A 16,553-nucleotide genomic window follows, 5' to 3' on the forward strand; every position below is an offset into this window, starting at 1 on the left:
AATGATTGAATAAAAAACGCAGGGTTTCGAAGGCCCTGCGTTTTCTTAACTAAAATTTTATTTTTCTATTTTTGTAAACAGAAGTGGCTTTGTGCTTAACGTTGCTGGGAAGTGTACTTTCAGTTCATGCAGTTCACCTGCTGGATTCATTTCATAAGAAATTAATATGTCCATTTCTGCTTGGAAAACATTCCATTTCGTATTGAACATATCATAGTGGTGATGGTTCATTTCAATGTCGAATGACGCAAATTTAAAATATAATGATTCATTTCGTTTGTGTACCTCAATTGTACCGTATGCAGGATGTTCGAATGTTCCGATATAATCCTTTAATGGATGGGAAAGAACAGTTTCCTTTACTTGTGGTAGCGGTTTGTTTATTTCTTCTATTATTTCTTTAAGCTTTGCTGTATCTTCTATTGCACGTTTATGCCAATCAATTGGTTCTAATCCAAGCAATTCATCATAAATTTGATGTGCGAGGTAAGAAGGTAATAATGTATGACTGGAATTTGTTAGTACGACAAGACCGGCATTTTTTTCTGGCATAAAAGAAACAAGAGCTGAGAATCCGTCGATACTCCCCCCATGATGGATTTCTTTATGGCCGCGATAGGCAGTAATAAACCAGCCAAGTCCGTAGCTGTTTAATGGTGTTTCCGGTATAGTAAACATTGGATCATTTGGAATTGGAATGTGCGGTGTATACATTTGTTCAAGCAAATCTTGTGCAAGTAATTCATGTTCGCCAACTTTTCCTTTATTTAAATGAAGTAACACCCATTTTGCCATATCTTCTATATTAGAGTTTATACATCCAGCAGCACCGATTGTATCAATGTTGCAAAAAGGTACTTCTGTTACGTTTCCATCTTTCTCAATGTAAGGAAGTGCATGATCATCTGATTTTTGCGAAGTGGTAACTGAGAAGTTTGTACGTTCCATTTGAAGTGGGGTTAAAAGATGTTCTGTAACATATTGTTCCCATGTTTCATTTGTAATGTTTTCTGCAATAGAGCTAATTGTGGCATACATTAAGTTGTTATATAAAAACGCAGAACGGAACGGCGCATCTAGTTCTAAGTGGCGAATGTTTTCAACAATGTTTTTTCTACTTAAGGAGGCTGCGTACCATAGTAAATCGTGGCGACTGACACCGGTGCGGTGAGATGCTAGGTCGCGAGCTGTTGTTTGTACGCTTGCTAGCGGATCGTGAAGTGAAAAAGTTGGAATATACGTTTGTACAGGTGTATCCCAATTAAATTTTTGCTGCTGCGCGAGTAAACTTAAAGAAAAAGTACCAAAAGCTTTTGTTGATGAACCGATTGCAAATAGTGTTTTTGGTGTAACGGTTTTTTTATTTTTTGTATCACGGTACCCATAACCTTCTGAGAACACTACTTCACCATTTTTTACGATGGCCACTGCAGCTCCTGGGACGTTCAATTCTTTCATCATGTTTTGGATTGTCGTATGTAATTTACTTGTAAGAGGCATTTCAGTTTTTTGCATAGTAAAACCTCCACTCATATATTATTTACTACCGCACTATAGTTTCTTGAAACGAATGGGAAATCCCTTTTTCTTTTTAGAAGAAAAATCGACGAAAGTATGTCAGATTGTAAAGATGAAAAATTTTTCAATACTGAGTTTTTGCGTGTGTATTCTATATTAAAGAGTTTTTATAAAAAAGTCCGTGTGAAATTCGAAGGCATATATGATAAACTCCATATAGGAAAAAATAATGTTACATAAAGCAATTGTGAAAGAAGGTTACTTGATGAAACACGCAGAGTATGAATATTTAAATATGTGCCGTCATGTTATGGAAAACGGTACGAGAAAAGAAGACCGCACTGGTACAGGAACAGTATCTGTATTTGGGTATCAAATGCGCTTTGATTTAAGTCAAGGTTTTCCGTTACTTACGACAAAACGTGTGCCGTTTCGTTTAGTAGCGAGCGAACTTCTTTGGTTTATGAAAGGTGATACAAATATTCGTTATTTGCTGCAGCATAATAATAATATTTGGAACGAATGGGCGTTTAAGAGCTGGATAGAGAGCGATGCATATACAGGTCCAGATATGACAGATTTTGGACTTCGTTCGCAGCAAGATGAAGAGTTTCATAAGCAGTACGAAGAGCAAATGGAATTGTTTAAAACAAAAGTGCTTGAAGATGACGAATTTGCAAAGCGTTACGGTAATTTAGGAGATGTGTATGGGAAGCAATGGCGTGCATGGAAAACGACTGCTGGGGAAACGCTTGATCAATTACACGATGTAATTGATATGATTAAGAAAAATCCAGATTCCCGCCGCCTTATTGTGTCTGCATGGAATCCCGAAGATATACCAAGTATGGCGTTGCCGCCTTGTCATACGTTATTCCAATTTTATGTGGCAGACGGAAAATTATCTTGTCAGCTATATCAACGCAGCGGTGATATTTTCCTTGGTATTCCATTTAATATAGCGAGTTATTCTTTATTAACACATTTAATTGCACATGAGTGTGGCTTAGAAGTAGGAGAGTTCGTTCATACAATTGGTGATGCTCATATTTACACAAATCATTTTGAACAAGTGGAAACACAATTAGCACGTGAACCGCGTCCATTCCCGACGTTAAAGCTAAATCCAGACGTGAAGTCTATCTTTGATATTGAAATCGATGATCTTATGTTAGAAGGATACGATCCACATCCAGCAATTAAAGCTCCGGTAGCTGTGTAAACAAAGTTAGGGGGATATATATGATTTCATTACTTGTAGCAATGGATAAAAATCGACTAATCGGTAAAGATAACCAATTACCTTGGCATCTTCCGGCAGATTTGGCATACTTTAAAAAAGTAACGATGGGTCACCCGATTATTATGGGGAGAAAAACGTTTGAATCCATTGGCAGACCTTTACCTGGCAGAACGAATATCATTTTAACTCGTAATCAAAATTATGAAATGGAAGGCTGTAAAGTCATTCATTCTATCGATGATGTAAAGAAAATGGACGAGCAAATGAATGAAGAACTCTTTGTAATTGGCGGTGCAGAAATTTTTAAAGAAGTGCTTCCTTTTGCCAATCGCTTGTATATTACACAAATTGAAGAGGTATTTGAAGGTGATACATTTTTCCCCGAAATAAACTACAATGAGTGGGAAGAAGTATCTGCAACACAAGGCGTGACAGATGAGAAAAATCCATATACATATGCTTATCATGTGTATGATAGAAGGAAATAAGGAGAGAAGATTGGTGTGTTACATACCAATCTTCTTTTGCTGTTGCCGGTGATGAAATTTGTTTAACTGGATCAAAGGATCGATTGATTGTTTGAGAAACAAAGGAAAGAGGTCTTTTATATCGATCTTTTAATTTGTATTTATACATATATCGAAATTAAAAACCTGACATAACCCCCTTTTCTTTTTAGATGGTCGAGAGCGTCTGGCCATGCGTAGAAGCGGTCAGGGCCTTTTTCCTCCACGTGCGAAGTTCAAACAAAGAGAGAAAGAAAGTAGCAGGTTATGTTTTGTTCAGCAGGGCGGCGGCTTGTGTGTTGGAAAGTTAAGTTGGATTTATATATATATTAAGGAACCGTAACTACTCGGTCACTCTATGAAAAACCGATAGAAAAGCATTTTTTTAAGTGGCCAGGGAGGGACTGGCTATGTATAGGAGCGGTCAGGGCCTTTTCCTGCCACGCGCAAGGTAGCAAGGCGTAGGTCCATTTTTATCTTCATGGCAGCAACTATAGGGAAGCGTATTTTCGTTGGAATTATACTCTTTACCAAGCTTCTAAATGAAATGTATGGCTGAGTAGTTACAAGGAATCAATAAAAATAAAGCCTTATATAAAAATTTTTTGAATGTTATACTGGTAATATAAAGAACGGCGCATATTGTGTCGTTTTTTTATATTGGGTGAATTTTGTAAAGTTGGATTTTTATAGTATGATAGTATCGAGATATAAAGGAGGAGAAAATGTGAAAAAGATATGGGGAATGCTTCTTATTTTTTCATTGCTACTGGTAGTAGGCTGTGGAAAAGAAGAAAAGCCAGAACAAGCGATGGATACATATGTAAAAGCATGGAACGAAAAAAAGTTTGATAAAATGTATGAACAGTTATCGAAAGAGGCAAAGCAGTCAATTACAAAAGATGATTTTGTAAAGAAATATGAAAACGTTTATACAGGTATTGCAGTGAAAAATTTAAAAGTAGCAGCAGAAGCGAAAAAAGAAGACAAAAAAGATGAGAAAAACAATGCGAATGTACCTTTTAAAGTAAGTATGGATACAATCGGTGGAAAGATTTCGTTTGAAAATGAGGCAAAACTTGTGAAAGAAAAGGATGGAGATAAGGACGTCTGGAAAATTGATTGGAATCCATCGTTTATTTTTCCAACCATGAAACAAGATGATAAAGTACTGGTGCAATCGTTTTCGCCAAAGCGCGGTGAAATTTCTGATAGGAACGGAAGTGGATTGGCGACAAATGGGAAATCTACAGAAGTTGGAGTTGTACCTGGGAAATTAGGCGAATCAGCACAGCAAACGAAAGAAACGTTAGCGAAATTATTACATATGCCGGTTGAAGATATTGAGAAGAAATTAACAGCGAAGTGGGTACAACCAGGCTACTATGTTCCACTTTCTATTTTGCCAGAAGGTGCGAATGAAAATGATTACATTTCAATGCCTGGTGTAGCAACGCGCACAGTAAATGTTCGGACGTATCCTTTAGGAGAAGCTGCCGCTCATTTAACGGGCTATATGGGCAAAGTAAATGCAGAAGATTTGAAGAAATTAGAAGAAAAAGGATATAAAGCGGATGATCCTATTGGAAGAACAGGCCTTGAAAGCGTTTTTGAAGATAAACTCCGCGGGGAAAAAGGCGGACGTGTTTATATTGCCGATGCAAAAGGAAAAGAGCTAAAAGAGCTTGCTAAAAAACAAGCGAAAGATGGCGAAAATATTACACTAACGATTGATGGGAATTTGCAACAAAAGATTTATGCAGAAATGAAGGATGAAGCTGGTTCAAGTGCAGCAGTACATCCGAAAACAGGGGAAACATTAGCGCTTGTAAGTAGTCCATCATACAATCCGAATGTCATGATGAGAGAGTCAGCGAAAGCAGAGCGAGATGCTTTGAATAATGACCAGAAAAAGCCAATGACAAATCGCTTTACGCAAGTATACGCACCGGGTTCTGTTTTTAAACCGATTACAGGAGCAATTGGTCTTGAAACAAAAGTGCTTGACCCGAAAGAATCTCTTAAAATTGATGGTGTAAAATGGGCAAAAGATTCTTCTTGGGGTAACTACTATGTAACGCGTGTAAAAGATGCAAATCCAGTTGATTTTGAAAAAGCAATGATGTATTCCGATAACATTTATTTTGCACAGGAAGCATTAAAAATTGGTAAAGATAAGTTTGTAGAAGAAGCGAAGAAATTTGGACTTGGTGAAAAGTTACCAATTGAATATGGATTTGCAACGTCGCAAATCGCAAAAGATGGTATAAAAGATGATATTGGACTTGCTGATACAGGATATGGTCAAGGAAAAGTCTTAATGTCATCTCTTCACGTTGCATTATCGTATGCGCCAATTGTGAATGAAGGAAATATTCCATCCCCGCACCTTGTAAAAGACGAAAAACAGGTAAAGGCGTGGAAAGAAAAAGTGGTATCTAAAGAGAACAGTGATATTTTGAAAAATGCTTTAATAAAAGTTGTGAATGATCCAGAAGGAACAGGTAAGATTGCAAAACTAGATGGCATTACACTTGCTGGAAAAACAGGAACAGCTGAATTAAAAGAATCAAAAGATGCCGATGGTAAAGAGTTAGGGTGGTTTGCTGCATTTGATGCAAATTCTCCAAATATGATTGTCGCAATGATGATTGAAGATGTAAAAGGAAGAGGCGGAAGTAGTATTCCAGCTGAGAAAGTAAAGCATGTATTTCAAAAGTAATAGAATAGGGGCTGTCTCGTTCATAAGCGAGGTAGCTCCTTTTTTATCTTTCACTGATGGAAGTCTAATTTTATATAGTTATTTACTTACGAAAAAAAAGTAGCTATTTTTTATTGACAAAAAAATATTAATTAGGTATTATTACTTACGTAAGGTAAGTGATTTACTTTTTATATTAAAAATCTCAAATTGAAGATATTTATGAACAAGGGAGAGAAATGAACATGACAAAAGTATTATTTATTACGGCAAATCCAAATCCAGTAGAAGTATCATTCGGTATGGCGGTAGGAGAAGCGTTTATTGAAGCTTACAAACAAGCTAATCCACAAGATGAGGTTATAACAATTGATTTATTCCATACAAATGTACCTGCAATTGATGGTGAAGTGCTTGCTGCTTGGGGAAAACTTGGGGCAGGAGAAGGCTTTGAAACATTAAGTGAAAGCCAACAACAAAAAATTGCAGCAATGAACGGAAACTTAGAAACGTTTATGCACGCAGACAAATATGTATTTGTAACACCAATGTGGAATTTGAGCTATCCACCAGTTGTAAAAGCATACTTAGATAACCTATCAATAGCAGGTAAAACATTTAAATATACTGAAAATGGTCCAATTGGTTTATTAGAAGGTAAAAAAGCTCTTCATATCCAAGCAACAGGCGGCGTATATTCTGAAGGACCATACGCAGCAATGGACTTTGGTCGAAACCACTTAAAAGCAATGCTAGGCTTCATGGGTGTAACGGATGTAGAATATATTGCTGTAGAAGGTATGAGTGCAAATCCTACGCAAGCACCTGAAATTAAAGAACGAGCTATTGAAAAAGCACAAGAGTTAGCAAAACAATTTTAATCTATCATATTATGAAAAATGTCCAAACGCTTGCCGTTTGGACATTTTTTCTTCTTTTTCCTTCGTTTGTCTAGTATAATGAAAAACGGAATGACAATATGTGGGGGTTCTATATGATTCAAACATTTTTTAAGATTTTGTACTTAATTTTAATTGTAATTGGTATTACGCCAAGAATGTGGCGTATAAAACGAAAGGTACATACACTATCACCGCAAGAAAAAGATCAGCTGGTGTATAAAACAACAAATTGGTTTGGCAAGAAGATGGTTCGTGTAGCTGGATCAACAGTACAAGTAAATGGACTGGAAAATGTACCACAAGATAAACCGGTACTCGTTGTAAGTAATCATCAAAGTGACATGGATATTCCAGTTTTACTAGGTTATTTAAATAAACCAATTGGATTCGTTTCAAAAGCGGAAATTAAAAAATTTCCAATTGTATCAACGTGGATGGAAATGATGAGTTGTGTATTTATGGATCGCAAGAATCGCCGTCAATCGTTACAAGCGATTAAAGATGGGATTGAGTTGTTAAAACAAGGGCACTCTATCGTTATCTTCCCAGAAGGCACTCGTAGCAAGGGTGATACAATGGGAGAATTTAAGGCTGGTAGTTTTCATCTTGCTGTAAAAGCAGGTGTAGCGATTTTACCTGTAACATTGGACGGAACTTATAAGATGTTTGAAGCGAATGGCAATCGAATGAAGCCGGCGCATGCAACGATCACAATTTCGAAACCAATTACAGCAGAACAATATCAAAATATGGATATTAAAGAATTAACGAAATATACGCAAGATATCATTGCAAGTCAGCTAAAAAAGTGAGTAAAAAAGGTCTCAGCTACAGTAAAAGCTGAGACCTTTTTTATGCTACAGGTAATACATAAAATAATACGCAGAAAAACATCATCGTGCTTCCACCTAATACAAAGAGGTGCCAAATCGCATGATTAAACGGGAGTTTCTCCCACAGGAAGAAGATGGCACCGACAGAATATAAAATTCCGCCAATTAATAATAATGTGAAGCCGCTACCTGTTAAGTTTTCATATAATGGTTTAATAGCAACGATAATGAGCCATCCCATTAGGACGTAAAATAAGGTTGATAGTTTAATAAAGCGACGTACAAAAAATATTTTGAAAATGATTCCTGCAATTGCAAGTGTCCATATAATCGCAAGTAATGTCCAGCCTATTGGTCCGCGCAGAGTAACGAGTAAAAATGGTGTATATGTGCCAGCGATAAATATATAGATGGCAGAGTGATCTAAAATAGTAAATAATTTTTCTACTTTTGGATGATGGATACTATGTAATAGTGTTGAACATACATACAGTATAAGCATGCTAACACCGTATACAGTAAATCCTACAACTGCTGATGCAGTTCCATGTTTTGATGCGTGAATAATTAAAATAATTAACGCAGGGATACTTAAAATGGCACCAATGCCATGTGTAATTGCATTTGCGATTTCTTCTTTAACAAACTGAGTCATTCGAGTTATTTTTTGAGTCATGTTTCGACTCCTTTCTCATGTAGTCCAATGAGGAATATAGTTTCTTTCACCATATCATATACAAAAGGAATAGGAAATGAAAAATGTACAAAATTTATATTTTCAAATTTTTTCGACAAAAGATAGCGGATACATTGACGTTTACAGACTTTTTTGACAAAATGAAGTTAATTGAAAATAAGGGGGAAGCAGTATGCCGAATATTGGGTTTCCAGGATTGATTTTAATTTTAATTTTAGCATTAATTATTTTTGGACCAAAAAAATTACCAGAAATTGGACGAGCGTTTGGAGAAACCTTAAAAGAATTTAAAAAATCTGCAAAAGGTTTGCATGATGATATAGATGAGAAAAAATGAAGTTTTTATCAGTAGGGGAAGTTCCTGCTGATTGTTAGTCGAATCAAACGGATGCCTATGTCCGTTTGTGAGGGACTAAAGATGTAAGAGAAGCTTGCATCTTTTTTTCAGTGACCAGAGAAATGGGTGAGAATATGAACGATCACGAAATGAGCATAGTAGATCATCTTGGAGAGTTGCGAAAACGACTTCTTATTACAGCAGTGGCATTTTTATTTTTCCTTATTATTGGTTTTTCTTATACGAAAGAGATTTATAGTTTTATTGTAAAAGATTTACATATGAAATTAACAGTTCTTGGACCGAGCGATATTTTATGGATTTATTTTGTTATTGCGGCTGTGTTTTCAATCGTATGCACCATTCCAATTGCAGCCCTGCAGCTTTGGTTATTCGTCAAGCCAGCATTGCTTCCAAATGAGCGGAAAATGACGTTATTATACGTACCAGGATTATTTATATTATTCATTGGTGGACTATGTTTCGGATATTTTATTATCCTACCATTTGTACTGAACTTTTTGGTTAGTCTTGGTGATGAAATGTTTCAAACAATGTTTACAACAGAGAAATATTTTTCTTTTGTTATGAACATGACTGTACCATTTGCTGTGATTTTTGAATTACCTGTTGTAACCATGTTTTTAACAAGTATTGGAATTTTAAATCCAGTAGCACTACAAAAAATTAGAAGATATGCGTATTTTATATTAATTATCATTGCGGTGTGCATTACACCACCTGACTTTATTTCAGATTTTTCCGTAGCAATTCCATTGTTGGTAATTTATGAATTAAGTATTACAATGTCAAAAATTGTATATAAAAGAAAGGTAAAACGAGAATTGCAATCTTCATCGAAAAGTGCCTCTTTATGACGGGCACTTTTTTTATTTCTTTGTTATACTATTAGTGTAAGCGTATACAATATAAAAAAGAAAAAAATTAATGCTTCTCCAAAATTTAGACAAACTTTTTGCCTTTGTCGGTTTATACTAACATTATAAATCCAAAAAAAAAGAGGATTGATATCGTGATTATGAAGAGTTTTTATTTCACTCATCCAACAGGAAAATGTGTAAAGGTGGTTGAAATCCCTGTGCTACAAACACAGCACCCATTAGCGTTTCAAATTCAGTCGCGTCTTCAGCTCTTTATTTCTAAAATTCAAAAACAAAACCAACCAAGGTTTTCGTACTCATTTCGAGAATATTTGCAGAATTGCTTAAAATGGAATGATTATTCAAATGTATATGAAATAAATACGTTAGAGAAAAATGCATAAGAAAACGGCGGAGCAAAAGTGCTCTACCGTTTTCTTTTTTAGACATAAAAAACAAGAATTTCGTCAGAAAATTACCTTAAACTGTTGAAAGCAGTGGGAATACTAGTATAATAACAGGGAGAGCGTAGTGGAAAGGGAAGAAATAAAACATGCAAAAAATTAAAATTGTCACAGACTCAACGTCGGATTTATCACCAGATGTGATTGAGAAATATGATATTCATGTTATTCCATTATCAATTTCTGTGAACGGACAAACTTATTTAGATCGCGTAGATTTACAACCAGATGAGTTTATTGAAGAAATGCAAAAATCAGAAGAATTACCTAAAACATCGCAACCAGCAGTTGGTTCATTTGTAGAAATGTATGATCGCTTAGGAGAGGACGGCAGTCAAGTTCTTTCGATTCACTTAACAAATGGATTAAGCGGATCAGTTGCAACGGCAAATAGTGCAACAACGATGACAGATACAAAAGTAACAGTAGTGGATTCTTTATTTATTAGTCATGCTTTGGCTTATCAAGTAATTGAAGCAGCGAAAATGGCACAAGAAGGTCGTTCTTTAGAAGAAATTTTAAAACGTATTGAACAAGTTAGAAAAAACACACGTTTATTCGTTGTTGTTGATACGTTAGAAAACCTTGTGAAAGGCGGTCGTATCGGTAAAGGAAAAGCAATGATCGGGTCTTTATTAAATATTAAGCCAATTGCTGGTATTGAGGACGGAGTCTATAATCCGATTGCTAAGGTACGTAGTCAAGGACAAATCGTAAAAACATTAGCGAAAATATTTGAAGAAGATATAGCTGGTAAGACAGTAAAAGCAGTTGCGATTCCACATGCAAAATCATTACCGTTAGCGCAGAAAATGAAAGAAGCAGTTGAAAAGATCAGTGGATTTACACAATCAGAAATCTTCTTTACAACACCGGTTATTAGTACACATACAGGCGTTGGCGCAATTGGATTCTCTTATTTTGCAGAATAGGAAAAAGCTACTTGATTATATTCAAGTAGCTTTTTTCGTGCAGGATACATATTAATCATAAACAGGCACTGATTTTGCGTGCTATACATACAAATTTTCTCTATCTACTTTTTTCCTTGAACGAAAGGAGAAGAGGCTGTATATGTTTTCTCAAAAAATAAAATGTTTTTCCTTCATGGCTAAAAATGCTCGCACGGCTGTTTCTAGGGAAATATGCGAAACCATTCAGGCTCATAAACTCCAATTGGCATGAGGGCAATATCAATTGTAAAGTAATCTCAAATTTCTTGAAAAACACAAAAGGAAAGAAAATTGACTAAGTATTAAAAAAGTATAAAAATACAATAAGACACTATTTACATAGTAAGAAGGGGTGTTCAAATGAATAAAGACGAAGTCGTACTAATAATTGCGAAAAAAATGAAGTTGGTTCGAACAGAATATAATTATACACAAGAAGAAATGGCAGAGATTTTAGGTCTTTCTAAAAAGACGCTTGTTCAAATTGAAAAAGAGCGCATTTTGCCTTCGTGGACGACTGTTGTTGCGATATGTGCCTTGTTTCAAAGTAGCGAAATCGTGCAGTCTGCATTTGGAGGCTCTGCTCTTGAAGTTGTCCAAACAATCGCTCACCATCAAATGGAGTATAAAAAAGAAAAAACGATGGGTGGACATATATGGTGGAAAGAGATTGAGAAAAGAGGAGATTTCTGTTTACAACAAAACATTGTTAGTCAACATTATCGAATTTTAGACGGTGAAAATTATAGGTGGTTTAGTACATTTCATAAAGAAGAAGCAATTGAAAAATTAGTACGATTTAGTGAACAAGTGAAGTAAACAGTTTCCTCATAGTGTTTACCTTTGTTACAATAAAGTGAAACTTCCGTTAGTAGGAGGCCTTTACTGCTCGTTAGTATGGGATAGAAGAAATTGAAAGAGAGAAGGGTGTTCTAGAATGAAGCGATATCAAAAATGGATTGGTATTCTTGCCGCTTTTTGCTTGCTACTTTTAGCTGGATGTAGTTCAGGATCGAAACTTCGAGATCCGTTAAATTGGGATGTTGAAAGTTTTCAATACATAAATCAAAATGGTGAAAAATTTGGTACAAAAGATTTAAAAGGAAAAGTGTGGGTAGCAGATCTTGTATTTACAAGCTGTCAAACAGTATGTCCGCCGATGACAGCGAATATGGCGAAGCTGCAAAGATTGGCAAAAGAAGAAAAACTAGATGTTCAATTTGTATCATTTAGTGTTGATCCAGAGGTAGATAAGCCTGAAAAGTTAAAAGCATTTGTGCAGAAATTTACTGATGATACAAAGAATTGGAATTTGTTAACAGGTTATTCGCAGGATGACATCGAGAAATTTGCGAAAAATAATTTTAAAACGTTAGTTGATAAACCAGATAATCAAGATCAAGTTCTACACGGTACAAAATTTTACTTAGTGGATCAAAACGGAAAAGTGATGAAGGAATATAGTGGAATGAATAATACACCATATGATGATATATTACGTGATATTAGGCGTTTAACACGATAATAAGGATATAATTTGGTTATCCCTTTTGGATAGACAGTAAAAAAGAGTCCATTTAGTATGATGGACTCAGTATTGTTTATCTGGAGGGATTTTTAGATTATTGTCTATTTGAAGAGAAGACGATTAACTTAGCATTCTTTTCTTATTCAATCGATAAAATATCATGTTGCTGTGGAAGCTTTGGTGCACGAATTTCTAAAATGCCGTTTTGATAAGAAGCTTTTGCTTGCTTTTTGTTAATGGGATACGGTAATTTTATAACGCGAGAAGCTTCTGACATTGTGCGTTCGCGGCGATAATAATTATATGATTCGTTCATTTCTTCGTCTAAAACATCTTCTTTCACGGCAATTTTTAAGTATTCACCTTGTATTTCAACTTGAATCTGTTGTTTTTGAATACCAGGAAGTTCAGCTTTTATAACAATGTCCTTTTCCACTTCAAATAAATCAACTGGAAATGTTACTAAACGGTTTCCTTTTTGGAAAAAGTGGTTCATATCAGCAATAACATCACGAAGCGGAGTTTGTTCGAAAAAGTCATCAATTTGTTTTAAGTAACTTCGAAATTGTGGACGTGAAGGTTTTTTTTCATCACTCATAATTTCTCCTCCTAAAGATAAATTTGAAATATCATATGAAAAAAAAGCCTAAATGTGAGGATGTTTTTTAGCTAAGTAAGAAATTGAAAGATAGGGTAAGAATAGAAGTGTTTTAAGTATATAAATACAAATTGAAAAAACGACATAAAAAAACCCTTTCTTTTTAGGGGGGGCGGGAGCATCTGACTATACATAGAAGCAAGCGGTCAGGTCCTTTTCCTATCACATGTATAAAATAAAGGGTGAAAGCAAGTAGCGGTCATGTTTTGTTCTACAAAGTAGTGACTTATATGTTGAAAAAAACAAAATGGATTTATGTACTTTTTGTCGCCATATTGCTATGATTATGCTAGTATAAATAGGGTTGATATAGTAGTATAGAAAAAGAATGAAAACCGAAAGAGGGTAAGAAAGTATGTGTGGTTTTGTAGGATGTTTATGTGAAAACCCTAGAGGGTTTTCGGCAGAAGAAAAACATCAATTTGAAAATATGAATACGATTATCTTTCACCGTGGTCCAGACGATGAAGGGTACTTCCGTGATGAACACGTACAATTTGGCTTCCGCCGTTTAAGTATTATTGACTTAGAGGCAGGACATCAGCCGTTAACGTATGAAAATGATCGTTATGTAATTATTTTTAATGGTGAAATTTATAACTATGTAGAGCTTCGCGAAATGCTTCTTGAAAAAGGTGCAACATTTGCGACACAATCTGATACAGAAGTAATCATTGCATTATATGCTCATATGAAAGAAAAATGTGTAGATTATCTTCGTGGTATGTTTGCATTTATGATTTGGGATCGCGAAGAGAAAAAACTTTTCGGTGCGCGTGATCATTTCGGTATTAAACCGCTTTATGTTGCACAGCACGAGGATACAACATTCTTTGCATCTGAAAAGAAAAGTATCTTACATGTGATGGAAGATAAAGGGGTAAATCCAGCTTCTCTGCAACACTACTTTACGTATCAATATGCTCCTGAGCCTGAAACGTTAACAGTTGATATTAACAAAATTGAGCCAGGTCACTACTTTGTAAAAGAGCTTGGTAAAAAGATGGAAATCCGTCGTTATTGGCAACCATATTTCAATGCATCTGATGCGACGAAAGAAGAGCATATTCAGGCAATTCGTGACGTGTTATACGATTCTGTGAAAATGCATATGCGTAGTGATGTACCAGTAGGTTCATTCTTATCTGGCGGTATCGATTCATCGATTATCGCGTCTATCGCAAAAGAAATGAATCCAAATCTATTAACTTTCTCTGTAGGCTTTGAACGTCGTGGTTTTAGTGAGGTTGACGTAGCGAAAGAAACAGCAGAAAAATTAGGTGTAAAAAACTATAGCGTATTCGTAACACCACAAGAATTCATGGATGAATTCCCAAAAATTATGTGGCATATGGATGATCCATTAGCGGATCCAGCAGCTGTACCATTGTACTTCGTTGCAAAAGAAGCACGTAAACATGTAACAGTTGTTCTTTCTGGGGAAGGTTCAGATGAGTTGTTTGGCGGATATAACATTTATCGTGAGCCAAACTCTTTAAAAATGTTCTCTTACATCCCTAGCCCAGGAAAACGTGTATTAAAAGCGTTAAGTGGTGCATTAAAAGAAGGATTCAAAGGAAAAAGCTTCTTAGAGCGCGGATGTACACCGATTGAAGAGCGTTACTATGGAAATGCGAAAATCTTCCGTGAAGAAGAAAAAGCAGCACTTATGAAGCACTACAATGAGAGTGTGAATTACATGGATATTACGAAGCCGTTGTATGATGATATCAAGAACTATGACGATGTAAGTAAAATGCAATACATTGATATGTTCACATGGCTGCGCGGCGACATTTTATTAAAAGCTGATAAAATGACAATGGCACATTCATTAGAACTTCGTGTACCATTCTTAGATAAAGAAGTATTTGATGTTGCATCTAAAATTCCAACAGAATTAAAGATTGCAAATGGTACAACAAAAGCAATTTTACGTGAAGCAGTACGTGGTATTGTACCGGATCACGTATTAGATCGTAAGAAGTTAGGCTTCCCAGTACCGATTCGTCACTGGTTAAAAGATGAAATGCATGATTGGGCTGTAAATATCATTAAAGAAAGCAAAACAGAGCATTTAATCGATAAGCAGTACGTATTAGATTTATTAGAAGCACATTGTGCAGATAAAGGCGATTACAGCCGTAAAATTTGGACAGTACTTGCATTTATGGTATGGCATCAAATTTTTGTTGAGCACAAATATGATACAAATGCGTTTCACGAAGAAACAAAGCGCGCTTATAGCTTAGTATAAAGTGAAACTTTAATCAGTGGGCGGGGGCTTTATCCCCCACCTTACTTCTTTGCTTCCGCTGAATTTTGAGGCGGGAGTATTACTGCCCGCGAATAGCGGGATAAAGTGAAAACCTTAAGATAGCATTGCTATCTTAAGGTTTTTTTCATAAATACTTGTCCTGTTTGATACAATAATAAGGAGTGAAATAAATATGTTAATGTTTGAAAAAGTAACAGGCGAAACAAAACTAGTAGTAAAAGAAATGTTTTCTTCTCATGATCTACCAATTCAAGATGTAGCGTATTGTATAAAAGCAGATGATACATATATAGGTGTTGTTGACTACACTGTGAAACAAGAGAAAGCGATATTATCGTATCTTCTTATTCATCACGATTATGAGGGATACGGATATGGAACAAATGCTTATTACACGTTTGAGGAGATAGTAAAAAGAGAGCATGTGAAGGAGATTCAAATCACATTTATAAATAAAAATGAAAGAATAGAATCATTTTTTGAACAACTTGGTTTTCAACAAAATAATCATGTTTACATAAAGAAAGTGTAACGGGGGAGACGAAGAAATGGAAATTCGCAGCGCATATAAAGAAGACGTAAAAACAATTTTACATATATATAATGATGCAATTATCCATACAACCGCTACATTTGATTTACAAGAGAAGACATTAGCAGAAATGAATATGTGGTTTGATGCGCATAATGAAATGTATCCAGTCATCGTTGCTGAAGACGATGGTATTGTGCTTGGGTATTGCTCTTTATCACCATTTCGCGAAAAAGAAGCATATAAGCAAACAGTAGAAATTTCAGTATATGTGGAAAAACAAGCGCGCGGGAAAGGTGTAGCGAAGAAATTGATAGGGCACATACTTCAATTGGCAGAAGAGGCAGCTCATCATACTATTATTGCTGGGATTACAAAGGGAAACGATATAAGTGTGAAGCTACATGAACAGATAGGATTTACATATGTAGGATGTTTTCAAGAAGTAGGTTATAAGTTTGATGAGTGGCAAGATGTGTTGTTTTATCAGTACATTATAAAATAAGGTGGGAAGTATATGGG

Annotated in this window: 17 protein-coding genes and 1 pseudogene; 14 read left to right on the top strand and 4 right to left on the bottom strand. The window is 35.5% G+C overall.

Features of this window, described 5'->3' with window-relative positions; translation table 11 throughout:
- Nucleotides 1-57: 57 nt before the first annotated feature.
- On the bottom strand, nucleotides 58-1,515 hold the full coding sequence (locus BM350_RS14000; protein WP_090911669.1) for a serine hydrolase: 1,458 nt from the start codon (nucleotides 1,513-1,515) through the stop codon (nucleotides 58-60).
- A gap of 268 nt (nucleotides 1,516-1,783) precedes the next feature.
- Here BM350_RS14000 and BM350_RS14005 point away from each other — a divergent pair, with 268 nt between their 5' ends.
- From BM350_RS14005 to BM350_RS14025, 5 genes are all read left to right on the top strand, one after another.
- Nucleotides 1,784-2,740, top strand: a complete 957-nt coding sequence (locus BM350_RS14005; RefSeq protein WP_090912608.1) for a thymidylate synthase — start codon at nucleotides 1,784-1,786, stop codon at nucleotides 2,738-2,740.
- A 20-nt stretch (nucleotides 2,741-2,760) separates the two neighbouring features.
- Nucleotides 2,761-3,249 carry a dihydrofolate reductase gene (locus tag BM350_RS14010; RefSeq protein WP_090911667.1) on the top strand — a complete coding sequence of 163 codons (489 nt, stop codon included), beginning with the start codon at nucleotides 2,761-2,763 and terminating at the stop codon, nucleotides 3,247-3,249.
- Between the two features lie 745 nt (nucleotides 3,250-3,994).
- Nucleotides 3,995-5,989 carry a penicillin-binding transpeptidase domain-containing protein gene (locus BM350_RS14015; protein ID WP_090911666.1) on the top strand — a complete coding sequence of 665 codons (1,995 nt, stop codon included), beginning with the start codon at nucleotides 3,995-3,997 and terminating at the stop codon, nucleotides 5,987-5,989.
- Nucleotides 5,990-6,213: 224 nt separating this feature from the next.
- Nucleotides 6,214-6,849 (top strand): FMN-dependent NADH-azoreductase, encoded by a 636-nt coding sequence (locus BM350_RS14020; RefSeq protein ID WP_090911664.1) that lies wholly within the window; start codon nucleotides 6,214-6,216, stop codon nucleotides 6,847-6,849.
- 113 nt (nucleotides 6,850-6,962) lie between these two features.
- Nucleotides 6,963-7,682, top strand: a complete 720-nt coding sequence (locus BM350_RS14025) for a lysophospholipid acyltransferase family protein (RefSeq protein WP_090911662.1) — start codon at nucleotides 6,963-6,965, stop codon at nucleotides 7,680-7,682.
- Nucleotides 7,683-7,722: 40 nt separating this feature from the next.
- On the opposite strand, the gene BM350_RS14030 is transcribed toward BM350_RS14025, so the two are convergent.
- A complete protein-coding gene (locus BM350_RS14030; protein WP_090911660.1) occupies nucleotides 7,723-8,379 on the bottom strand; it encodes a PAQR family membrane homeostasis protein TrhA in 657 nt (218 codons plus the stop codon).
- A 193-nt stretch (nucleotides 8,380-8,572) separates the two neighbouring features.
- Here BM350_RS14030 and tatA point away from each other — a divergent pair, with 193 nt between their 5' ends.
- The 4 genes from tatA (at nucleotide 8,573) to BM350_RS14050 (ending at nucleotide 11,014) form a co-directional block, all read left to right on the top strand.
- Entirely contained in the window at nucleotides 8,573-8,737 is a 165-nt protein-coding gene (gene tatA / locus BM350_RS14035) for a twin-arginine translocase TatA/TatE family subunit (RefSeq protein ID WP_035430399.1), read from the top strand.
- A 122-nt stretch (nucleotides 8,738-8,859) separates the two neighbouring features.
- Nucleotides 8,860-9,615 carry a twin-arginine translocase subunit TatC gene (gene tatC, locus BM350_RS14040; RefSeq protein WP_139207572.1) on the top strand — a complete coding sequence of 252 codons (756 nt, stop codon included), beginning with the start codon at nucleotides 8,860-8,862 and terminating at the stop codon, nucleotides 9,613-9,615.
- Nucleotides 9,616-9,770: 155 nt separating this feature from the next.
- Nucleotides 9,771-10,022 (top strand): DUF2535 family protein, encoded by a 252-nt coding sequence (locus BM350_RS14045; RefSeq protein WP_139207571.1) that lies wholly within the window; start codon nucleotides 9,771-9,773, stop codon nucleotides 10,020-10,022.
- A gap of 149 nt (nucleotides 10,023-10,171) precedes the next feature.
- Nucleotides 10,172-11,014 (top strand): DegV family protein, encoded by an 843-nt coding sequence (locus BM350_RS14050; RefSeq protein ID WP_090911658.1) that lies wholly within the window; start codon nucleotides 10,172-10,174, stop codon nucleotides 11,012-11,014.
- Between the two features lie 156 nt (nucleotides 11,015-11,170).
- On the opposite strand, the pseudogene BM350_RS27565 reads toward BM350_RS14050, so the two are convergent.
- Nucleotides 11,171-11,307: pseudogene (locus tag BM350_RS27565) on the bottom strand (MBL fold metallo-hydrolase); the annotation flags it as partial.
- 88 nt (nucleotides 11,308-11,395) lie between these two features.
- Between BM350_RS27565 and BM350_RS14055 the strand changes: the two are divergent.
- Nucleotides 11,396-11,854, top strand: coding sequence for a helix-turn-helix transcriptional regulator (locus BM350_RS14055; RefSeq protein ID WP_090911656.1), 459 nt, complete (start codon nucleotides 11,396-11,398; stop codon nucleotides 11,852-11,854).
- 118 nt (nucleotides 11,855-11,972) lie between these two features.
- Nucleotides 11,973-12,560, top strand: a complete 588-nt coding sequence (locus BM350_RS14060; RefSeq protein ID WP_090911654.1) for an SCO family protein — start codon at nucleotides 11,973-11,975, stop codon at nucleotides 12,558-12,560.
- 142 nt (nucleotides 12,561-12,702) lie between these two features.
- Here BM350_RS14060 and BM350_RS14065 read toward each other — a convergent pair whose 3' ends face one another.
- The gene (locus BM350_RS14065; RefSeq protein WP_090911652.1) at nucleotides 12,703-13,161 is read right to left on the bottom strand and encodes an Hsp20/alpha crystallin family protein; all 459 of its coding nucleotides are present in this window, start codon (nucleotides 13,159-13,161) and stop codon (nucleotides 12,703-12,705) included.
- Between the two features lie 415 nt (nucleotides 13,162-13,576).
- Between BM350_RS14065 and asnB the strand changes: the two genes are divergently transcribed.
- The 3 genes from asnB to BM350_RS14080 all read left to right on the top strand — a co-directional run bounded on the left by asnB (nucleotide 13,577) and on the right by BM350_RS14080 (nucleotide 16,536).
- A complete protein-coding gene (gene asnB / locus BM350_RS14070; RefSeq protein WP_090911650.1) occupies nucleotides 13,577-15,478 on the top strand; it encodes an asparagine synthase (glutamine-hydrolyzing) in 1,902 nt (633 codons plus the stop codon).
- Between the two features lie 193 nt (nucleotides 15,479-15,671).
- Nucleotides 15,672-16,031, top strand: coding sequence for a GNAT family N-acetyltransferase (locus tag BM350_RS14075; protein WP_090911648.1), 360 nt, complete (start codon nucleotides 15,672-15,674; stop codon nucleotides 16,029-16,031).
- A gap of 16 nt (nucleotides 16,032-16,047) precedes the next feature.
- On the top strand, nucleotides 16,048-16,536 hold the full coding sequence (locus tag BM350_RS14080; RefSeq protein ID WP_090911646.1) for a GNAT family N-acetyltransferase: 489 nt from the start codon (nucleotides 16,048-16,050) through the stop codon (nucleotides 16,534-16,536).
- Nucleotides 16,537-16,553 lie beyond the last annotated feature (17 nt).

Origin of the sequence: Bacillus sp. 103mf (assembly GCF_900116295.1) — a bacterium.
Taxonomy (GTDB): domain Bacteria; phylum Bacillota; class Bacilli; order Bacillales; family Bacillaceae_G; genus Bacillus_A; species Bacillus_A bruguierae.

Bases quoted from the DNA above. Each gene is read 5' to 3' on its own strand.
- BM350_RS14000 (WP_090911669.1), bottom strand. From the start codon at position 1,515: ATGCAAAAAACTGAAATGCCTCTTACAAGTAAATTACATACGACAATC.
- BM350_RS14005 (WP_090912608.1), top strand. From the start codon at position 1,784: ATGAAACACGCAGAGTATGAATATTTAAATATGTGCCGTCATGTTATG.
- BM350_RS14010 (WP_090911667.1), top strand. From the start codon at position 2,761: ATGATTTCATTACTTGTAGCAATGGATAAAAATCGACTAATCGGTAAA.
- BM350_RS14020 (WP_090911664.1), top strand. From the start codon at position 6,214: ATGACAAAAGTATTATTTATTACGGCAAATCCAAATCCAGTAGAAGTA.
- BM350_RS14025 (WP_090911662.1), top strand. From the start codon at position 6,963: ATGATTCAAACATTTTTTAAGATTTTGTACTTAATTTTAATTGTAATT.
- BM350_RS14030 (WP_090911660.1), bottom strand. From the start codon at position 8,379: ATGACTCAAAAAATAACTCGAATGACTCAGTTTGTTAAAGAAGAAATC.
- tatA (WP_035430399.1), top strand. From the start codon at position 8,573: ATGCCGAATATTGGGTTTCCAGGATTGATTTTAATTTTAATTTTAGCA.
- tatC (WP_139207572.1), top strand. From the start codon at position 8,860: ATGGGTGAGAATATGAACGATCACGAAATGAGCATAGTAGATCATCTT.
- BM350_RS14050 (WP_090911658.1), top strand. From the start codon at position 10,172: ATGCAAAAAATTAAAATTGTCACAGACTCAACGTCGGATTTATCACCA.
- BM350_RS14055 (WP_090911656.1), top strand. From the start codon at position 11,396: ATGAATAAAGACGAAGTCGTACTAATAATTGCGAAAAAAATGAAGTTG.
- BM350_RS14060 (WP_090911654.1), top strand. From the start codon at position 11,973: ATGAAGCGATATCAAAAATGGATTGGTATTCTTGCCGCTTTTTGCTTG.
- BM350_RS14065 (WP_090911652.1), bottom strand. From the start codon at position 13,161: ATGAGTGATGAAAAAAAACCTTCACGTCCACAATTTCGAAGTTACTTA.
- asnB (WP_090911650.1), top strand. From the start codon at position 13,577: ATGTGTGGTTTTGTAGGATGTTTATGTGAAAACCCTAGAGGGTTTTCG.
- BM350_RS14075 (WP_090911648.1), top strand. From the start codon at position 15,672: ATGTTAATGTTTGAAAAAGTAACAGGCGAAACAAAACTAGTAGTAAAA.
- BM350_RS14080 (WP_090911646.1), top strand. From the start codon at position 16,048: ATGGAAATTCGCAGCGCATATAAAGAAGACGTAAAAACAATTTTACAT.